Genomic DNA, 17856 nt, shown 5'->3' with positions numbered 1-17856 from the left:
ACGGGATGGACCATCCGGTGCACCTGAGTCAGCTGTCGTCCGTGGCGGCGATGGCCTGGTCGGGCCTGGTCCTGGCCGCGGTGGTGCCGGGGGCGGTGTGGTTCGCGCGCCGGGCCCCGCTGTGGGAGCGGATCAGCGTGCCCCCGGGCCTCGCCCTGCCGCTGCTGGTCCTGCTGCACGCCTGGGCGATGCTCGGCGACCTGGTGGGCCTGATGCCCGCTGCCGGGCCGCTGGTGACGGAGCCGGTGCTGCTCGCCGGGGCCGTGCTGTTCTGGGTGCCGGTCGTGGCCCGGACCCGGCACCGCCTCAGCGACCCCGGCCGGTGCCTGTACCTGTTCCTGGCCGCGCCGCTGCTCGACCTGCCCGCCCTCGGCGTCATCGCCGCGGGACACTCGACGGAGGGCATCGCCATGATCGTCGGCATGCTGCCCCTGGCCGTCGCCGCCGCCGGCGTCACCTGGTCCTGGGCGAAGCGGGAGGAGAGGCTGGCCTCGGCGACGGACGCCTTGGCACCGGCCACGGGGGGCGGTGAACCCCCTGTCCGGTGAACCGCGCCCGGCCGTCCTCGTCATCGACGTGAACGAAACGCTCACCGACATGTCCCCGCTCGCAGGCCGCTTGGAGGACGTCGGTCTGCCGGGTCACCTGCTGCCGACCTGGTTCGCCGGTGTCCTGCGCGACGGCGTCGCCCTCACCCTGGCGGGTGGCCGGGCCACCTTCGCCGCCGTGGCCCGGGACGCCCTGCTCATCCTGCTGGCCGACGAACGGCCCGGCGGGCCGGACCCCGAGGCGGCCGTGGAACACGTTCTGGGCGCCCTGCCGGGACTTCCCGTGCACGCGGACGTCCCCGAGGGCGTACGGGCCCTGCACATGGCCGGACACCGCCTGGTCACGCTGACCAACGGTTCGGCGGACACCACCCGTTCGGTGATGGAGCGGGCCGGGCTGGCGGACTGCTTCGAAACCCACCTCGACGTCCAGGGAGCCGGCGGACGCTGGAAGCCCGCACCGGCCGCCTACGCGCACGCACTGCACGCCGTCGGCGTATCGGCCGGGGCGGCGGCGCTGGTCTCGGTCCACCCCTGGGACATCGACGGCGCCGCGCGCGTCGGCCTCACCACCGCCTGGTTGCGGCGTACGCCGGTTCCGTATCCGTCCGCACGGCTGCCCGCCGACCGGCAGGCGACGGGGATGACGGACTTGGCCCGTCGGCTCGGCGCGGCAGCGGGCTGAGTCAGGACTCGGGGCCGTCGCCGTCGAGCCCTTCGGACCGCGATCGTGCCCGAAGCCGTTCCCGCTGCGGCACGACCGTGTACTTGGGGTCTTCGGCCGAGGCCACCCCGGCGTGGAACACGCCGAACCGCAGGGCCGCGGAGCCGGCCAGCAGGGCTGTGCCCGCGACAGCGGCAAGGACTCGGCTGCGCCCGCCCGCGTACGCCGCCAGCGTGGCGCCCCCGGCCGTGAGCACCTCCGCGGCACGCAGCAGTTTGTGTGGCTTGCCTTCCCCGTAGGGTTCGGCCGCCAGCCCCATGCGTTGCTTCATCAGCCGGAAGGAGCCCAGTTCGAGTGCGGCGCCGAGGAGGGCCATGCGGCGCGCGGGGCCGGTCTGCCCGGCCGGTACGCAGGCCAGAGCGAGCCCGGCCGCCGCGGTGGCGGCGGAGCCGGCGAAGACGAAGGGCAGTTCGCGGTGGCCCTCGTGCCACGACGGCACGGCGGTGTCGGAGATCAGCACCGCGGTGTACGTCGCCACCGCCGGGCCGAGGGCGGCGGCGGACGCCGTGGCGGTGGCGCCCGCCATGCGGTACCGGCCCGTGACGTCGGCGGCTGCGGCGGCCATCGTGAGCGGTGCGTAGCCCGCCAGCAGCCACGAGCCCAGGTTCATCGGGGAGGTGGGTTTGACGACGCGGAGCATGTTGATGAAACGGGCGGGCCGGCCCAGGTCGTGCACCAGCGCGGCCAGCGAGAGGGAGATGGCGCCCGCCGCCCCGAGCTTCGCCGTGCGGGCCAGTGCCGGCCGGGCGGTGGCGTCCGCTCCGGCGGCCAGCAGCGACGAGGCGCCGGCGAGGCCGCCGAGGTAGAGGTAGCCCGCGATGTCCAGCGGCTTCCACGTCGGTTTGTTGAGGACCGGTTTGCCGTAGTACGAGGAGAACTCGGCGTCGGGCACCATGGTCTGCTCGCCGCGTCCGCGACGCCGTCGGCGCCCGGCGTGGGCGCCGACGGGGGCGTCGCGTCCGGGGCGAGCACCCTCCACCCCGTCGCGGGTGACGTCGGATCCGGTCATCACGGCCTCCTGGTGAAGCTGACGGCGGCCAGCGCGGCGAGCGAGGCGGCGGCCGCCGCCGCGTGCCGCCACATGGCGGGCAGGTCGCGGGTGGTGACGACCGGGTCGGGCGGCAGCCCGTAGACTTCCGGCTCGTCCAACAGCAGGAAGAACGCGCCGTCGCCGCCCACGCCGTCCTCCGGGTCCTCGCCGTACAGGCGGGCATCGGTGACACCGGCCGCGTGCAACCGGGCGACCCGGGCGGACGCCCGCTCGCGCAGTTCGTCCAGCGGGCCGAACTGGATGGAGTCGGTGGGGCAGGCCTTGGCGCAGGCCGGTTCCATGCCGACGCCGAGCCGGTCGTAGCACAGGGTGCACTTCCAGGCGCGTCCGTCGTCCGGGCGCTGGTCGATGACGCCGTACGGGCAGGCCGGCACGCAGTAGCCGCAACCGTTGCAGACGTCCTCCTGCACCACGACCGTGCCGAACTCGGTCCGGAAGAGGGACCCGGTGGGGCACACGTCCAGGCATGCGGCGTGTGTGCAGTGCTTGCACACGTCGGAGGACATCAGCCAGCGCAACTCGGTGCGCCCGTCGGGGGCGAGGGGGGAGATCTCCCCGGCCGGGGCGCCCGCGGGGGCGGCGCCCGGCGCCGGGGCGGTCGCGCCCGGGCCGGGGGAGTCCGGCGAGGTGCCGAGCCCCCGGGCCGCGGCGAAGACGTCGACGCCCTCGTGGCCGACGCCGGGCTCCTGACCGCCCAGCGGCTTGCGCTGCTCGATGAAGGCCACGTGCCGCCAGGTACTGGCACCCAGCCCCTGGGTGTTGTCGTAGGACATGCCGGTCAGTTCCAGGCCGTCCTCCGGGATCGCGTTCCACTCCTTGCAGGCCACCTCGCACGCCTTGCACCCGATGCACACCGAGGTGTCCGTGAAGAAGCCCATGCGCGGCGGGGTGTCCGGGTACCCGGCGGCTCGCGCCACGTCGGGCTGCGGACCGAAGAGCAGGTTGTCCCGCGCCGCGTCCTCGTTCGTTCCCGCCGCCCGCGCGGCGGTGTCGTCCGTCATGTCCCGACCTCCTCGTTCATGTGCCGTCGGCCTCCTCCGCCCCCGGTGCGGCCCGTACCGCCTCGATGCGCTGCCGCTGCCCCTCGGTGACGGGCAACTCGACCCGCTTGCCGAAGTACCACCGGCTCAGCGCGTTGCGGATGCGGTGCTTGTGGAACCAGCGCCACGCCTCCGTGCCGTGGGTTCGTGGCCGTGGCTCGTCGCGCACGAGGATGCGGTACACCTCGGCCGCGGGCAGCAGCGTTTTCGCCCCCTGGTACCCGCCCTCCGCGGTTCGCCGTACTTCGGTGGCCGCACGTCCCTCCAGCAGGCGTCGCCGGTCGGCCGCCTGCAACCCCAGGCACGCCCGTTTCGTGGCGTGATAGGCGACGAAGGGCACCACGAACAGGGCGGTGCGGAAGGAGTACGTCAGCACTTCCAGGCGGATGCCGAAGACGCGGACGAAGACGTCCTGCCCGCCCGCCATGAGCAGCACGGCGTACGCCGACACCGCGGCGGCGCCGAGCGCGGTGCGGGTGGGCTGGTTGCGCGGACGGTCGCACAGGTGCTGCTCGGGCAGGGGACCGGTGACCCACCGCTCGAAGTACGGATAGCCGTAGAGGACGAGGAACAACGCCGTGGGTAGCACCACGCCCGGCAAGAGGACGTTCCAGACGACGGTGTGTCCTGCGACGTCCGTCTCCACGCCGGGCATCAGGCGCAGGGCACCCTCCAGGAAGCCCACGTACCAGTCGGGCTGGGCGTCGATGGAGACGTGGTCGGGGCGATAGGGACCGAATTCCCATACCGGGTTGATCTGCATCAGGGCGGACATCAGGGTGAGGACGCCCGCGACGGCGAAGAGCAGGCCGACGGACTTGGCCGTGTACTGCAGGAAGAACGGCTTGCCGACCACGTTGCGGTTGGTCCGGCCGGGCAGGGCCCACTGGGTGTGCTTGTGGTAGATGACGAACGCCAGGTGGACCACGACGAGTGCCAGCAGCAGCCCGGGCAGCAGCAGGATGTGGGCCACGTACAGGCGCGGGATGATGTCGTGTCCGGGGAACTCGCCGCCGAAGACGAAGAACGTCAGGTACGTGCCGACGATCGGGATCGAGAGCATGATTCCCTGAGTGGTGCGCAGACCCGTGCCCGAGAGCAGGTCGTCGGGCAGCGAGTAGCCGCAGAAGCCCTCCAGCAGGGCCAGCAGGAACAGCGTCACCCCGATCGTCCAGTTCACTTCCCGGGGGCGCCGGAAGGCGCCGGTGAAGAAGATCCGCAACAGGTGCACGCCGATCGCGGCGACGAACACCAGCGCGCCCCAGTGGTGGACCTGCCGGACCAGCAGACCGCCGCGCACGTCGAAGCTGATGTGCAGCACCGAGACGTACGCCTCCGACGTCATCACGCCCTGCAGCGGCACGTACGAACCGGTGTACGGCTGTTCCGTCATGCCGGGGTGGAAGAAGAAGGTCAGGAAGACGCCCGTGACCACGAGGACGAGGAGGCTGTAGAGGGTGATTTCGCCGAGCAGGAACGACCAGTGGTCGGGAAACGCCTTGCGCAGGAACTCCTTGCCGGCGGCGGAGACCGGCAGACGCTTGTCGAGCGCGGCAGCCATCCGTTCCCCGCGCGCAGCGGGCCGGGCCGCCTGGCTCTCGTGCGACACCGTCACGGGTGTTCGTCCTCCTGCCGCCCGGTTCTGCCCACCGCCCGCTGTGTACGAGGCCACTGTTCGTCTCGAGCCTCGCACGGGTGCCCTCGGCACGCGCGGCCGAAACGGCAACGGGGGGGAAGCAGCGGGAGGAAGGAGACGCCGTGGCAACGGCGGGTGGAGCACGGGGAATCACGGCATGCGGCTGCCGACCAGGCCCGGTCGGCTTGATCACGCCGCGGTTTGTCGGCGCGGCCCCGGGCTACCCGGTCGGGCGAGAGCCGGTTCAGGATGCGGGAGGTCTGCGTGACCAGCGTCTCCGAGTTCATCGCGGCACGTCTGCACGCCTGGGGCGCGGACAGGGTGTTCGGCACGCCCGGACAGGACGTGGACCCCTTGGTCGCCGTGCTGACCGGTGGACCACAGGCCCCTGAGTTCCTCCAGGCGCGGAACGAGGAGTCGGCCGCCCTCATGGCATGTGCCCACGCCAAGCTCACCGGAAGGGTGGGCTGCTGCCTCGCCCCCTCCGGCCCCGGCGCACTGCGCCTCCTCGGCGGCCTGTACGACGCGGCGCTCGACCGCCGGCCGGTAGTGGCCGTGGTCGGCCAGGAACCGGTGCCCCCGGGCCTCGGCGACCGACGGCGCGCCGTCCGCGCCTCGCACCTCTTCGCTCAGGTGTCGGAGTACTCGGAGCTGGTCTCCGACCCGGTTCTGATGGAAGACGCACTGGACCGTGCCCTGCGTGCCGCACTGAGCGACCGGGGTGTGGCCACGCTGATCGTGTCCCGTCCTGTCCTCGAGGCCGAGGCGCCACCGGAGCCGCACGGTGACAAGGAGGCCATCTCGTCGCCGCTTCACCTCCACCCGCCGTTGCGGCCGCTCGAACGGGATGTCCGGCGTGCGGCCGACAGCCTGAACGACGGCCACAGAGTCGCCGTGGTCGTCGGACCGGACGGTGCGGAAGCGGCCGATCGGGTGATGGACGTGGCCGAACGGCTCGGCGCCGGTGTCGCCAGGACTCCTCTGGGCCGCGACGTCCTTCCGGACGACCTGCTCCACGTCACGGGCGTGGCCGCCTCACTCGGCAGCGCGCCCGCCGCCTCCCTGGTCCGAGACTGCGACACCCTGCTCCTCGTCGGGGCCCACGACTTCGACACCGGACTGCTGCCGGAGCCCGGATCGCTCCGCATCGTCGCCCTCGACGCGGATTCCGGCGCGTGCCCCGTGGACGACGACGCGTTCTCCACCGTGCGACTGACGGGTGACATCGCCACGGCACTGGACGCCCTTCTCCCCCTGCTCCACCGCACGGACGACCGCCGTTGGCGCGCCGCCGTCGAGCACGCGGTGCGGGAATGGCGCGAGGAGGGGCGTGCGAAAGCGCACCGCTTCTTCGGTACGGCCGTCAACCCTCGCTCCGTGGTCGCCGAACTGTCCGCGCGGCTACCGGACCGCGCCGTCGTCATCACCGACTCGGGGACGGCCCTGGACTGGTGTACCCGACACCTGGAACTGCGCAGCGGAATGCGCGCTGCTCTCTCGAGGCACCTGGGCACGCCCGGAGCGGCCGTTCCCTACGCGCTGGCCGCCCGTCTGGCCTTCCCCGAACGCCCGGTGATCGCCCTGATCGGCGACGGAGCCCTGCAAGCGGGTGGCATGAACGAGTTGATCACCGTGCGGCGACACCTGGAGCGGCTCGCCGCCCTGCCACCGACGATCTTCTGCGTCCTCAACAACGGGGACCTCAGCCGGCTGACCTGGGAACGTCGGCAGGCGGCCGGAGACCCCCGCATCCCGGCCACCGGCGAGGTGCCCGCGGTGTCGTACGCACGGTACGCCGAACTGCTCGGGCTGCCCGCTGTCCGCTGCGCGCACCCGGGCGAGGTGGTCTCCGTCTGGGAGGACGCACTGGCTGCCGCGGGCCCGATGCTGCTGGAGTTCATGGTGGACGGGGACACGCCGCCGGACTGGGCGGAGCCGGACGGCAGGGCACGCGGAAGCCGGGGCCCCTCGCTCCGGCACGCCGCCGAGGGCTCGTGGCGGCGCCGGATCACCACGTCGATGGGCGGCTCGCTCGGCTCGGCCTGACACCGGGGGAGGCGGACCTCGTCGGGTGGCGACGGCCGGAGGGTCTGGGAGCAGCTCGGGGACCGGTGGTGCTCAGCGCAGGGTGAGGGGGGCGCGGATGCGACGCGGGACAGTTCCTCCGGGTTGCGGACGTAGTAGAGACCGGTGATGCGGGCGTCCTCGACCCGGACCGCCAGGACGCCGTCGAGCCCGCCGTCCAGGTGCACGACGAGGGCCGGGCCGCCGTTGACCACGGTGGGTCCGGCGGTGATCGGGAGCCGGTTCCCGCCGAGGCCACCGATCATGAAGCGGGCGACCTCGTCGGCCCCGTCGACCGGCCGCACCGCGGCCTGCTTGATGCCGCCGCCGTCGCTCAGCAGGACGACCTCCGGGGCGAGCACGTAGAGGAGGGCCCGCAGGTCCCCGCTCTCGAGCGCGCAGCAGGGCCAGGTCGGCGATGGCTTCGTCGCCGTCGGCGGCATCACCGCGACGTCGACCGCGATGCGGTCTGGGGCATGGCCAGTGCCTCGCCGCAGCGGGCGCAGCCTGTCGGTGAAGGGCCGCGATCAGACCGGTGGCATCAGCGAGGGCGATCTCGAGTTCCCGGCCGCTGCGCGGCGTCGGGGCGGGACGCCCGCAGTCCGGGCGCCGGAAGAACGGTGGCGTGCCCACCGGAAACTCCTCGGCGCACGGTTCGCACCGGACGCGCGCGGGTACGTGCTCGACGACGAGCCGGGACGTGGCGCGGGCGGTGCCGTCGCGGGCCACCCCGAAGGCGAAGTCGAGGGCCTCGGGCACCACGCCCGCCGGCTCACCGACCCGTACGATCACCGCCGAGACGGATCGCGTCCCGTCCGCCCGCACCACGCCGCTTCGCCGACCCGTTCCACGATCGCGGTCGCGATCGACAGCTCATGCACGCCCGGTTCGGAAGGGGGTGCCGGGGCCGGGGCGGAAGCCGGCCATGCGCCACAGCCGGATCTCCCGCACGATTCCCGGGAACTCCACGATCAGCAGCGCGAGGGCCGCTCCACCGAGTACCACCGCCTCCGCCATCAGAATCCGCTTGGCGTTCATCACCACTCCCTGCTCGCTCGTGTTCCTCGTGCCGTGGCCTTCGACCGGGCTCAGCCCGGGGAGATGCTCGGCATGCTGTCCATGACCCTGTTGTGCCGCTTCCAGTGGATCCCGGTGGAGCGGCGCGCATCGGCCTTGCCGTCCTCGTGGTGCCCGGGCTGCCGGTGACGCGGGCCCCAGTTTCCCTGGTGGAGGCCTTTGACGTGAGTGGGCGTGTCAGGTTTCGCCTGGGACTTGCCGACCTTGATCGTGCCCATGCCGTGCTCCTTTCCCGTGGTGTTCCGCCGCGCCCGGCGGCGGCTTCCGGCGCCGCGCCGGTCATGACCGTTCGGCCAGCCCGGCGAAGAACTCCTCGACGGCGGGCCAGAGGCGGCCGCCGCCGGACAACCCCCGCCACTCCCGGCGGACGAGGGCGACCAGTCGGAAGCACTCGTCGACCGGCACGATCCAGTGGTGCCGCAGGTTCCGGGCGGTGTTCACCAGCAGCGCCTCCACCTCGGGTACCACACCCGCGAGATCCGGACACCGCGACACCGCCTCCTGCCACGCCGAGGCATCCACCTCCCACCGGGTGGCTCCGGCCGGGCTCGGGTAGTGCGCGACGACCGCGCCGTCCTCCCGGAGCACGAAGAACGCCATGCCCACGGGCACCCCGAGCGGTCCGGTCTCGACCGGCGGCAGCTTCACCCGCCGGCGCGGGATCAGCCGGTACTGGCGGTCGCCCGCCCCGTCCCCCGCGAACAGCACCGAGCACGCCGGACAGGCGCACAGCGCCTCCTCGCGGCCGGCGTCGTACAGGTGCCGGTGGTCGTCCGCGAGCGGCGAGGCGCACAGCTCGCACCGTTCCGCGGGGCCTCCGGCCCGCTGTGCGGCGGAGGAGCGGATGAGCGCGGCCAGGGCGCCGCCGGTCACGTCGCCTCCTGAGGCCCGGTGGGCCGGCGCACCAATGCGTCGACGGGGACGAACGTGGGGGGCCGGGACTTCGTCTCCGGCACCGTCTCGACCGCCGTCAGCTCCGGTGCCGCGGCGAGCACGGCCTCCCGCACGGCCTCCTCGACCCCGGCGGAGGCCGAGCCGCATCCGGCGGTGCGCAGCCGCACGCGGGCGACCGGCCCCTCGACACCGTCCAGCGCCACGTCGCCGCCGCGCTCCTGCACGGCGGGCCGCAGTCGCTCCACGGCGCGGACGGCGCGGCGCTCCGGTGGCTCGGGGTGCACGTCGTGCAGCACGAGCAGGTGGCCGATGAGTTCGTCCTCGGCCAGCCGCTCGGCCAGGGCGGCGTCCGCGTGGTCCAGGACCCGGGCCAGCGCCTCGCCGTAGACCTCGGTGAGCGTGCGGACCGCGTCGACGGCCGTCTGCGCCATGGGCCCGGGCGCGATCTGCACCTTCTCCAGCAGCTCGTCGATGCGGGCGATCCGCGCCGCCACCTCGCCGTCGTCCAGCCGGAAGCCGGGCCCGGCGCCGTGATGCGGTTGCGATACCGGCGCGGATGTGGGCTCAGTCATGGGACGCGCCGTAGGTGGGGGAATGCGTCTTCGTGAGCGTCTTGCCCTTGCCCAGGTACATGTGTACGCCACAGGGCAGACAAGGATCGAAGCTGCGCACAGTGCGCATGATGTCGACGCCCTTGAAGTCCTCCGGCCCGTTCTCCTCGAAGATGGGCTGGCCCTGGACAGCGTCCTCGTACGGGCCGGGGGTGCCGTAGCTGTCGCGCGGGCTGGCGTTCCAGGGGGTCGGTGGGTACGGGTGGTAGTTGGCGATCTTCTTGTCCTTGATCACCAGGTGGTGCGAGAGCACCCCCCGCACCGCCTCGTGGAAACCGACGCCGACGGCCTCGTCGGGTACCTCGAAGTTCTGGAACACCTTGGTCTCGCCGGCACGCATCATCTGCATCGCCTCCTCCAGGAACTGGAGGGCCATGGCCGCTGCGTAGGCGACGAAGTAGGGGCGGGCGCGGTCCCGTTCGATGGTGTTGCTCCACTTCGGGATGTGCCACTCCAGCGTGGTCTCCGGCAGCTTCTCGCTCTTCGGCAGCGAGATCCGCACGCTGCGCCCCGTGGCCTTCACGTAAGGGGTGTCGACCAGGCCGTTCAGGGCCGTGGACCACAGCCGGGCGAGCGGACCACCGCCGGTGTCCAGGGCGAGGTGGGAGTCGCTGTCCTTGTGGTACCAGCGCGGGCTCATCACCCAGCTGTACTTGGCGTCGAAGTCGCGCTTCTGCGGTACCGGCACGGTGGTCTGGTTCCACGGGTGACGCATGTCGACCGGGTTGCCGAGCGGATCGTGGGTGACGAAGGGTTCCTGGTGCTCCCAGTCCTCGTAGTAGGAGCTGCCCAGCAGGATGCGCAGGCCGAGGTTGATGTCGACGAGGTTGTTGGTGACCAGCTCGCCGTCGACGATGATGCCGGGGGTGACGTACATCGCCTTGCCCCAGTGGTTCATGTTCTCGTAGCGGTAGTCGACGACGGCAGGGTCCTGGAAGGCGCCCCAGCAGCCGAGCAGGATCCGGCGGCGGCCCACCTCCTCGTACCCGGGCAGTGCCTCGTAGAAGAAGTCGAAGACGTCGTCGTTCAGCGCCACGGCCTCCTTGACGAAGTCGATCACCTTCATCAGGCGCGAGAGGTAGTCGGTGAAGGTGTTCGGCTGCGGCATCGTGCCGACGCCGGCGGGGTACATCGTCGACGGGTGGACGTGGCGCCCTTCCATCAGGCAGAACATCTCCCGGGTGATCCGGCTGACCTTGAGCGCCTCCCGGTACACCTCGCCCTCGAAGGGGTTGAAGGCGCGCATGATGTCGGCGATGGTCCGGTAGCCGTGGATGTCTCCCCGGGGCGCCGGGGTGCGCTCGGCCCGGGCCAGCACGCCCGGGTTGGTGGCCTTGACCATCGCCTCGCAGAAGTCGACGAAGACGAGGTTGTCCTGGAAGATCGTGTGGTCGAACAGGTACTCGGCGGCCTCGCCGAGGTTCATGATGTGCTCAGCAAGCGGAGGGGTCTTCACGCCGTACGCCATCTGCTGCGCGTAGTTGGAGCACGTGGTGTGGTTGTCGCCGCAGATGCCGCAGATACGCGAGGTGATGAAGCCCGCGTCGCGTGGGTCCTTGCCCTTCATGAACACCGAGTAGCCACGGAAGAGGGACGAGGTGCTGCGGCATTCCACCACTTCCTGGTTGGCGAAGTCGATCTTCGTGTAGATGCCGAGGTTGCCGATGATCCGGGTGATCGGGTCCCAGGACATGTCCACGATCTGCGGAGGTTTCCGCTCGGTGGTCCCGGCCCGGTCCTCGGTTGTGGTCATGTGCGTTCCTGTTCTCGCTACTCGCTGCTCGCTGCGGTGGACGGGGGAGAGGGCGTGTGCGGGGCGCGGCCCGGCGGGGGGCCGGGCCGCAACGTCACGGGCGCCAGTGGGGGTCGTAGCCGGAGGTGAGCTGTGGCTCGTTGTGGCGCCACTTGGGTTCGCGGTTGACGACGGCGTTGGTGATGCCGCGCATCCGCCGGATGAAGGACCCATAGGGCCTGATCATGAGGGAGGAGAAGCTGCCGCCCGGCGGCTCGTCCATGAACGGCATGAACGCGTCGGGGAAGCCGGGCATGGTGCAGCCGATGCAGATACCGCCGACGTTGGGGCAACCGCCGAGGCCGCCCATCCAGCCGCGCTTGGGCACGTTGCAGTTGACGACGGGACCCCAGCAGCCCACCTTCACCTGGCACTTCGGGGAGTTGTAGTCCCGAGCGAAGTCGGCCTGCTCGTAGTACGCCCCGCGGTCACAGCCCTCGTGCACGGTCTTCCCGAACAGCCACTGAGGGCGCAGCATCTGGTCCAGCGGGGGCGGCGGGGCGGCCCCCGCCGCGTGGTAGAGGACCCATAGGAGGGTCTCCATGAAGTTCTCCGGCTGGATCGGGCAGCCGGGAACGTTCACGATCGGTAGCCCGCCCTGCGACGCGAAGTCCCAGCCGAGGTAGTCGGCCAGGCCCATGGAGCCGGTGGGGTTGCCCGCCATCGCGTGGATGCCGCCGTACGTGGCGCAGGTGCCGGCGGCGACCACCGCCCACGCCTTCGGGGCCAGCCGGTCGATCCACCAGTTGAGGGTCAGGGGTTCACCGGTCTCCGGGTCGTTGCCGAACGACGTCCAGTACCCGTCGCCCTCGATGATGTTCTGGTTCGGGATCGAGCCCTCGATGACAAGGATGAACGGCGCGAGCTCGCCGCGGATCGCCGCGCGGTAGGGAGCGAGGAAATCCTCGCCGCCGAGGCTCGGCGAGAGCACCTTGTTGTGCAGGTTCACCTTCGGCAGGCCAGGGATGAGTCCGAGGACCAAGTCCTCCACGGCGGGCTGTCCAGCCGCGGTGAACGACACCGAGTCGCCGTCGCAGCTCATTCCCTCGGAGATCCAGAGGATGGTGATCTCCTCGAAGCCTTCGCGCGCCTCGGCGCGGCTCGGCTCGGTGGCAACGTCATGCGTGCCGCTGTCAGTGGTCATGTCTTGGGCCTCCGCTGCTGTCGGTCCCCGAGTCGGTCGTGTGCTGCGGCCGGCCGCTCGACGAGCGCGGGCGGACGGTATGGGCATGAGGGTGAGGTCGGGCCGGTGCGGTCCGTACGCAGCCGAAGCGAACGTCGGCCCGGCGGCGGTTGCGCGGCGAGGGGGCGGCACCGCGGCGGGGGAGTGGTGGTCGACCGCTCTCCCGGCGCCGCGTGCTCGGGGCGCCCGTGGAACAGCCCGGCGCCGACCTCGTGATCCCGTGCCGCGGTGTCAGGCCCGTTCATCGCACCGTCCCTCCCCCGGACCGTCGGCCGGCTGTCCGGGCCGTTCGTGCGACGGGGAGAACGGCTTCAACGGCTCCGCAGGGCCCGCGGCGTGCGGGGACACCCGCGGCTCCAGGGGCTCGAGTTCATCGGGCCGGAAGTAGTGGAAGCGGCCGTACCAGCCGTTCAGCTCGGCTCCGGGATCGTCGTCCAGCGTCACGGCGAGGTACACGCTGTCGTCCACGTCGTGGAAGACGGCGGCGACCCGTGCTGTCCGTCCGGCCAGGAACATGTCCTGGGCGTCGGTACCCCGGCTCCGCGGGCGCAGCCGCACCCGGCTGCCCCCGCCCAGCGGAACGCCGTCGACCGGCACCGTGTCGGTCGTGGGGGACACGTCGTCGGAGCCCTCCTGCCACCACGTCGGCCGGTCGCCCGTGAGGGCGGTCGCGGACCCGGGCGAAGCCGCGGCTGCGGCGGCCGACGAGGATGCGGCGAGGTCTGGCGGCGTGGCCGGGACCAGCGATCGGATGGTGCCGTGCAGCCGGGCGAAGACCTCCGGCGGCATGGTCTCCACCCGGTCCAGGATCCGGGCGGCACGCGGGTCGGTGGCGCGCGCCTCACGCTTCTCCTGGTCGGTCAGCAGCAGCGTGCGCAGCGTCAGGATCTCGTCGATCTCCGCGGCGTCGTACAGGTCGCCCGGGCTCTCGGGCGCCACCTGCGGGCGGTCGGGCAGGATGATCGGCGAGGAGATGAGGAGGAGGGCACAGGCCTCGTCGGGGGTTCCTCCGACGGGCTCGTCACACGGTGCGGTTCCGGGCGGCGGTCCGCCGAGGACCGGGAAGGTGAACGCGTTGCGGCACGCGCGGGCGTGCCCGAGCAGGTTCTCGGGCGGGTCGATGAGCGAGACGAACTGCGCGCCGTCGCCGCCGACGAGCGTGTGCGTCGCGATGAGCGCGCCACGCAGCGCCTCGTCGCGAACGGCCCGTGGGTCCGGTGTCGGCCCCGCGTTCTCGGTACGGATTCGAAGACGGCAGACACCGTCCTCGAGCCGCTCGGCGGTGACGGCTGTGCTCGCCTGGACGGCGGAGCGCCGCCGTACCAAGCGCCCGGCGCCCCCGGGGAGCACCTCGGTTTCCTGCCCGGCGGGTGCCCCGACCGGGAAGACGGTCTCCCGGCCGAGCAGATCCTCCAGGCGTACGACGAGATCCGTCTCGCGCGGCACCGCTTCGTCGAAGGTCAGGTGCACGGTGCCGTCGTCCGCGCTCAGCGACTCGACCGGGCGGTACCGTCCGTCCCGGTCGGCTTTCTCCACCTGCTTGTGCTGCATCTGCAGGTACCGCACCCGCACGCGCACCACCGCCTGCGGCCGGCGGACGCGCAGGAGGCACTCTGTCTGCTGGTACCAGGAATCGGCGGATCCCGAGATGCCGGGAACGACGGGACCCTCCCGCTCCACCCAGTCACGGGGAAAGAGCACACCGAACTGCCAGCGCACCCGATTCTTGGCCGAAGAGCGGCGGTAGGGGTAGAGCAGGTACCCCTCGTACAGGATGGCGTCGGCGACGGCGCTCAGCTGATGGAGGTCGCCTCCCGGGCTGGGCGGCGTCGCGGCCGCATCCGCTGCTGCGACGGCGCACTCAGCGACATCGCCGACTCCGGTATGCGGCATTTCGACTCCTTGATCCGCTTCTGTGTCCCGCTCCTCCCGCACCATGGCACTTCTTTTACGCACGTGCCCGCCCAGCGTGGCGGAACTGGGCCGTTCGAGGGGCTGATGACCCCCGAGCGCTGAACGCGGCCGCTGATCCCGAGGAAAGGGCGAGGTCCCGGTCGGGGAGCCGGGCCCCGGGCGCGCGGTCATCCCCGACGTCGACAGCGCTGTCCGGCGAACGGTGACCGCGGCTGCGGAGCGCGGCATCGACGCTCTCCACAGGCGGACCGCCGGAGGCCGGACAGGACCGCACGTCCGGGTCAACCGTGATGGCGGGCGGACCAGGATGCGGCGAGGGTGGAATGGCGATCGACGTCGCAGTCGACCGGTCCCCTCTGTCGCCCTCCGAAGGAGCACCTCATGTCCGGACGCCATACCTGGATCCGCAGTCTGCACGATGTGGGCCTGGCCGCCTGGTTCGGCGGCTCACTCATGGGCGCGGTCGGCCTCAACGGCGCGGCTGAGGACGAAGGCGGAACCGGTGAGACCAGTGCACGCATCGCTTCGTCGGGCTGGGCGAAGTGGGCACCGGTCAACGCCGCCGCCCTCGGCGCGCACCTGTTCGGCGGCGGTGGGTTGCTGGCCGTGAACGCCCACCGGGTCGCCGCGCAGCAGGGCGTGGCCGCCTCCACCGCGGCCAAGACCGTCGTCACCGCCGCGGCCCTGGCCGCCACCGCCTATGCCCGTGTCCTCGGCAAGAAGGTCGAACTGGCATCCTCCCGCGATCCTCAGGACCACGAGAAGGCGGCCCGTCACCCTGTCGACATCGACCAAGCGCGGCGTCAGCTGACCTGGGCCCAGTGGGCAGTGCCGGCGCTGACCGGATGCCTGGTCGTGCTCAACGCTCTGCACGGCGAACAGCAGCGTCCTGCCGAGCAGCTGCACGGTATGTGGGAGCGAGCCCGCTCCGCCACCCCGCTCATCCACTGAGGGCCCGCAGAGAAGCAAGGTGGTGCTTCCGTGGACCTGGCTCGTTGATGCGGTAGGGCCATATCACGGGAGGCTCGGGATCAACTCGCCGTGAGATTCGCGGTGTTGTTCCCGCATCTGGGCGAGCGCCGGCGCCGTCTGCTGAGGGGAGCCGAGGCCCGGATCCTGGGACACGGCGGGATCCAGGCAGTCGTGCGGGCGGCCGAGGCCGGCGAGACCACCGTCCGCAACGGCGTCGACGAGCTGGAAGCGGGTACGGAGCCGCTGGGTCGGGTCCGTCGCCCCGGTGGCGGGCGCAAGAGGGCTGCCGAGGTGGACCCGGGATCGCGTCCGGCGCTGTCGGCGCTGGTGGAGCCGGACATGCGCGGGGATCCGGTGTCGCCGCTGTGCTGGACGACGAGGTCGACACGCAACGGAGGTTGTCACATCGGGGTGCGTTGCTCCTGTCATGGCGTCAGGACGAGGCCGGTCTCGGCGATGACGCCGTCCAGGGGGCCCGGGCGGTACTGCATCCGCTTGAGCCGGGTCCGTATCAGAGCGGCGATTTGGTCGGTGGTGCAGGCGGCCAGGTTGGCCAGTGTCTTCTTCGGGCTCGCCCGGCCTGGGCGGAACGACGGAAGTACCGCGCACATCGGTGATGGAGGCAGGCCGGGTGGGAAACCGTGTCCGGAAGGTCGGACGCGCACCGCCGACAGGACGGAGAACAGGTGATGGCCACTGCAGCGGGCACCACCCGGGCGCATACGGCGGCGCCGAACAGTCTGCAACTGCCCGGCATCGTCCTCGGAGTGGGCCTCGGCGGGTTCGTCGACGGCATCCTGCTGCACCAGCTCCTGCAATGGCACCATATGCTCTCCAGCACCAACCAGGACCACATCGGAGTGAAGTACTACAACCCGAAAACGGTCTCCGGGCTGCAGATGAACACCCTGTGGGACGGCCTCTTCCACGCGGTGTGCTGGATCGCCGTCCTGCTGGGCCTGGCCATCCTGTACTCCCGGGTCACCCACAACCGGCGGGCGGTGTGGACCTCGCGGGTCCTGTGGGGCTGGATCCTGGCCGGTTGGGGCCTGTTCAACCTGGTCGAGGGGCTCCTGGACCACCAGATCCTGGGCATCCACCACGTCCACCCCGGCCCCTACCAGACATGGTGGGACGCCGCCTTCCTCGTCCTGGGCGGCCTGCTCCTGACCGGCGGCTACCTGCTCCAGCGCAGCGGTCGGCCCTTCGACCCCGACGCTCCCCGCGGTGCCGGGCGGGCCGGAGGCCACGCCTGATGGACACCACGCACCACCACGGCGAAAGCGACACCGGCCTGCCGGGGGCGGCGCTGGCCGCGCTGGTCCTGCTTGCCGCGGCCGTCGGCTACTTGCTCGCCGTCCGCCGGGCCCGGCACCGCAACCCCGCCCAGGGCTGGAACCGGTGGCGAGCGGCTTCCTTCCTCGCCGGGCTGGCCCTGCTCGCTCTCGCGCTGCTGCCGCCGCTGGCGCCCGCCGCGCACTCCGACTTCCGCGGGCACATGGTCCAGCACATGCTCATCGGCATGTACGCGCCGCTGGTCCTGGTGCTCGCCGCCCCGGTCACCCTCCTGCTGCGCACCCTGCCGCCGGCCTGGGCCCGCCGGGTGACGAGGGTCCTGCACAGCCCGCCTGCGCGGCTGCCGGCCCACCCCGCGGTCGCACTGGCGCTGAGCACCGGCGTTCTCGGCCTGCTGTACTTCACGCCGCTGTACAACACCGCCATGGGCCACCCCGCAGGGCACTGGCTGATGAACGCCCACTTCCTGGCTTCCGGGTGCCTGTTCGCCCATGTCATCGCCGGTCCCGACCCCGCGCCCGCCCGGCCCGGCGTGCGGGCCCGCCTGGTCTACCTGGGCATTGCGATCGCCGCGCACGCTTTGATCGCCCAGGCGATGTACGGCGGATTCTTCGTCGACATCCACGCCCCCATCGACCAGGTCCAGCACGGCGCGGAGATCATGTACTACGGCGGGGACATCGCCGAACTGCTGCTGGCCGCCGCACTGGTGGCCACCTGGCGGCCCGAGCGCCGCCCCGGGCCGCCGGCGCCCTCCACGGTCCACCGCCGCTCAGGCCACTTTCCTGCCCGGGCCGGCAGCCGTCGATAGCCGACCAGGGTGGCCCCGATTCGGATCGAGGCGATCGGCCGGTCGGTCATCGGGTCCACCGCGGTGGCGATGTGCGTGGGCTTGTGCGGGTCGACGCCGAGCAGGATCACCGTGCAGCTCCTCGGAACGAGACGGCAGGAGATCCACGGCCGACACGCCGACTTCCGGAACCAGTCCAGCCCGGGTCACACCTCTGTCGAGTCAGGCCGCGGACGGACATCGGATGAGGAGAACACCCCGGGA

17 protein-coding genes and 3 pseudogenes are annotated in these 17856 nt (G+C 71.9%); 7 read left to right on the top strand and 13 right to left on the bottom strand.

The window, feature by feature from the left end; translation table 11 throughout:
* Positions 1 to 5: 5 nt before the first annotated feature.
* Both AB0I73_RS01855 and AB0I73_RS01850 read left to right on the top strand, forming a co-directional pair.
* Positions 6 to 548, top strand: a complete 543-nt coding sequence (locus AB0I73_RS01855; RefSeq protein WP_363032731.1) for a hypothetical protein — start codon at positions 6 to 8, stop codon at positions 546 to 548.
* Positions 529 to 1233, top strand: coding sequence for a haloacid dehalogenase type II (locus AB0I73_RS01850; protein WP_363032729.1), 705 nt, complete (start codon positions 529 to 531; stop codon positions 1231 to 1233). The genes AB0I73_RS01855 and AB0I73_RS01850 overlap by 20 nt, the downstream gene beginning before the upstream one ends.
* A 1-nt stretch (position 1234) precedes the next feature.
* Here AB0I73_RS01850 and nrfD read toward each other — a convergent pair whose 3' ends face one another.
* From nrfD to AB0I73_RS01835, 3 genes are read right to left on the bottom strand one after another with little or no spacing between them, the layout of a single operon-like run.
* Positions 1235 to 2281 carry an NrfD/PsrC family molybdoenzyme membrane anchor subunit gene (gene nrfD / locus AB0I73_RS01845; protein WP_363032727.1) on the bottom strand — a complete coding sequence of 349 codons (1047 nt, stop codon included), beginning with the start codon at positions 2279 to 2281 and terminating at the stop codon, positions 1235 to 1237.
* Positions 2281 to 3324, bottom strand: a complete 1044-nt coding sequence (locus AB0I73_RS01840; RefSeq protein WP_363032725.1) for a 4Fe-4S dicluster domain-containing protein — start codon at positions 3322 to 3324, stop codon at positions 2281 to 2283. The genes nrfD and AB0I73_RS01840 overlap by 1 nt, the downstream gene beginning before the upstream one ends.
* 16 nt (positions 3325 to 3340) lie before the next feature.
* The gene (locus tag AB0I73_RS01835; protein ID WP_363032955.1) at positions 3341 to 4924 is read right to left on the bottom strand and encodes a cytochrome b N-terminal domain-containing protein; all 1584 of its coding nucleotides are present in this window, start codon (positions 4922 to 4924) and stop codon (positions 3341 to 3343) included.
* Positions 4925 to 5263: 339 nt separating this feature from the next.
* Between AB0I73_RS01835 and AB0I73_RS01830 the strand changes: the two genes are divergently transcribed.
* Positions 5264 to 7045, top strand: coding sequence for a thiamine pyrophosphate-binding protein (locus AB0I73_RS01830; RefSeq protein ID WP_363032723.1), 1782 nt, complete (start codon positions 5264 to 5266; stop codon positions 7043 to 7045).
* A 95-nt stretch (positions 7046 to 7140) separates the two neighbouring features.
* Here the strand turns inward: AB0I73_RS01830 and AB0I73_RS01825 are convergent.
* The 9 genes and pseudogenes from AB0I73_RS01825 to AB0I73_RS01785 all read right to left on the bottom strand — a co-directional run.
* Positions 7141 to 7461: pseudogene (locus AB0I73_RS01825) on the bottom strand (RNA polymerase subunit sigma-24); the annotation flags it as partial.
* 154 nt (positions 7462 to 7615) lie between these two features.
* Positions 7616 to 7944: pseudogene (locus AB0I73_RS01820) on the bottom strand (hydrogenase maturation nickel metallochaperone HypA); the annotation flags it as partial.
* A complete protein-coding gene (locus AB0I73_RS01815; RefSeq protein ID WP_363032721.1) occupies positions 7937 to 8101 on the bottom strand; it encodes a hypothetical protein in 165 nt (54 codons plus the stop codon). The gene AB0I73_RS01815 and the pseudogene AB0I73_RS01820, both read right to left, overlap by 8 nt.
* Before the next feature lie 50 nt (positions 8102 to 8151).
* On the bottom strand, positions 8152 to 8358 hold the full coding sequence (locus tag AB0I73_RS01810; protein WP_363032719.1) for a hypothetical protein: 207 nt from the start codon (positions 8356 to 8358) through the stop codon (positions 8152 to 8154).
* Positions 8359 to 8419: 61 nt separating this feature from the next.
* Positions 8420 to 9013, bottom strand: a complete 594-nt coding sequence (locus tag AB0I73_RS01805) for a DUF5947 family protein (RefSeq protein ID WP_363032717.1) — start codon at positions 9011 to 9013, stop codon at positions 8420 to 8422.
* Positions 9010 to 9606: a NifU family protein gene (locus AB0I73_RS01800; RefSeq protein ID WP_363032715.1), complete on the bottom strand. Its 597-nt coding sequence runs from the start codon at positions 9604 to 9606 to the stop codon at positions 9010 to 9012. Before AB0I73_RS01800 ends, AB0I73_RS01805 begins: the two co-directional genes overlap by 4 nt.
* On the bottom strand, positions 9599 to 11398 hold the full coding sequence (locus tag AB0I73_RS01795; protein ID WP_363032713.1) for a nickel-dependent hydrogenase large subunit: 1800 nt from the start codon (positions 11396 to 11398) through the stop codon (positions 9599 to 9601). Before AB0I73_RS01795 ends, AB0I73_RS01800 begins: the two co-directional genes overlap by 8 nt.
* Positions 11399 to 11492: 94 nt before the next feature.
* Positions 11493 to 12581 carry a hydrogenase expression protein HypE gene (locus tag AB0I73_RS01790; RefSeq protein ID WP_363032711.1) on the bottom strand — a complete coding sequence of 363 codons (1089 nt, stop codon included), beginning with the start codon at positions 12579 to 12581 and terminating at the stop codon, positions 11493 to 11495.
* 270 nt (positions 12582 to 12851) lie between these two features.
* Positions 12852 to 14513, bottom strand: coding sequence for a hypothetical protein (locus tag AB0I73_RS01785; RefSeq protein ID WP_363032709.1), 1662 nt, complete (start codon positions 14511 to 14513; stop codon positions 12852 to 12854).
* Between the two features lie 402 nt (positions 14514 to 14915).
* Here AB0I73_RS01785 and AB0I73_RS01780 point away from each other — a divergent pair, with 402 nt between their 5' ends.
* Together AB0I73_RS01780 and AB0I73_RS01775 are read left to right on the top strand one after the other, a co-directional pair.
* On the top strand, positions 14916 to 15485 hold the full coding sequence (locus AB0I73_RS01780) for a hypothetical protein (protein ID WP_363032707.1): 570 nt from the start codon (positions 14916 to 14918) through the stop codon (positions 15483 to 15485).
* Positions 15486 to 15575: 90 nt separating this feature from the next.
* Positions 15576 to 15896 (top strand): annotated as a pseudogene (locus AB0I73_RS01775) (ISAzo13 family transposase); the annotation flags it as partial.
* Positions 15897 to 15931: 35 nt separating this feature from the next.
* Here AB0I73_RS01775 and AB0I73_RS01770 read toward each other — a convergent pair.
* Complete coding sequence (locus tag AB0I73_RS01770; RefSeq protein WP_363032705.1) at positions 15932 to 16117, bottom strand: hypothetical protein; 186 nt, start codon at positions 16115 to 16117, stop codon at positions 15932 to 15934.
* A 78-nt stretch (positions 16118 to 16195) separates the two neighbouring features.
* Between AB0I73_RS01770 and AB0I73_RS01765 the strand changes: the two genes are divergently transcribed.
* Complete coding sequence (locus tag AB0I73_RS01765; protein WP_363032703.1) at positions 16196 to 16762, top strand: DUF2243 domain-containing protein; 567 nt, start codon at positions 16196 to 16198, stop codon at positions 16760 to 16762.
* The gene (locus AB0I73_RS01760) at positions 16762 to 17613 is read left to right on the top strand and encodes a cytochrome c oxidase assembly protein (RefSeq protein ID WP_363032701.1); all 852 of its coding nucleotides are present in this window, start codon (positions 16762 to 16764) and stop codon (positions 17611 to 17613) included. Before AB0I73_RS01765 ends, AB0I73_RS01760 begins: the two co-directional genes overlap by 1 nt.
* The last annotated feature ends 243 nt before the right edge of the window (positions 17614 to 17856 follow it).

The organism is Streptomyces sp. NPDC050388 (assembly GCF_040655635.1).
In the GTDB taxonomy this organism is placed as follows: domain Bacteria; phylum Actinomycetota; class Actinomycetes; order Streptomycetales; family Streptomycetaceae; genus Streptomyces.
This window is presented reverse-complemented; position numbering and strand designations above follow the sequence as displayed.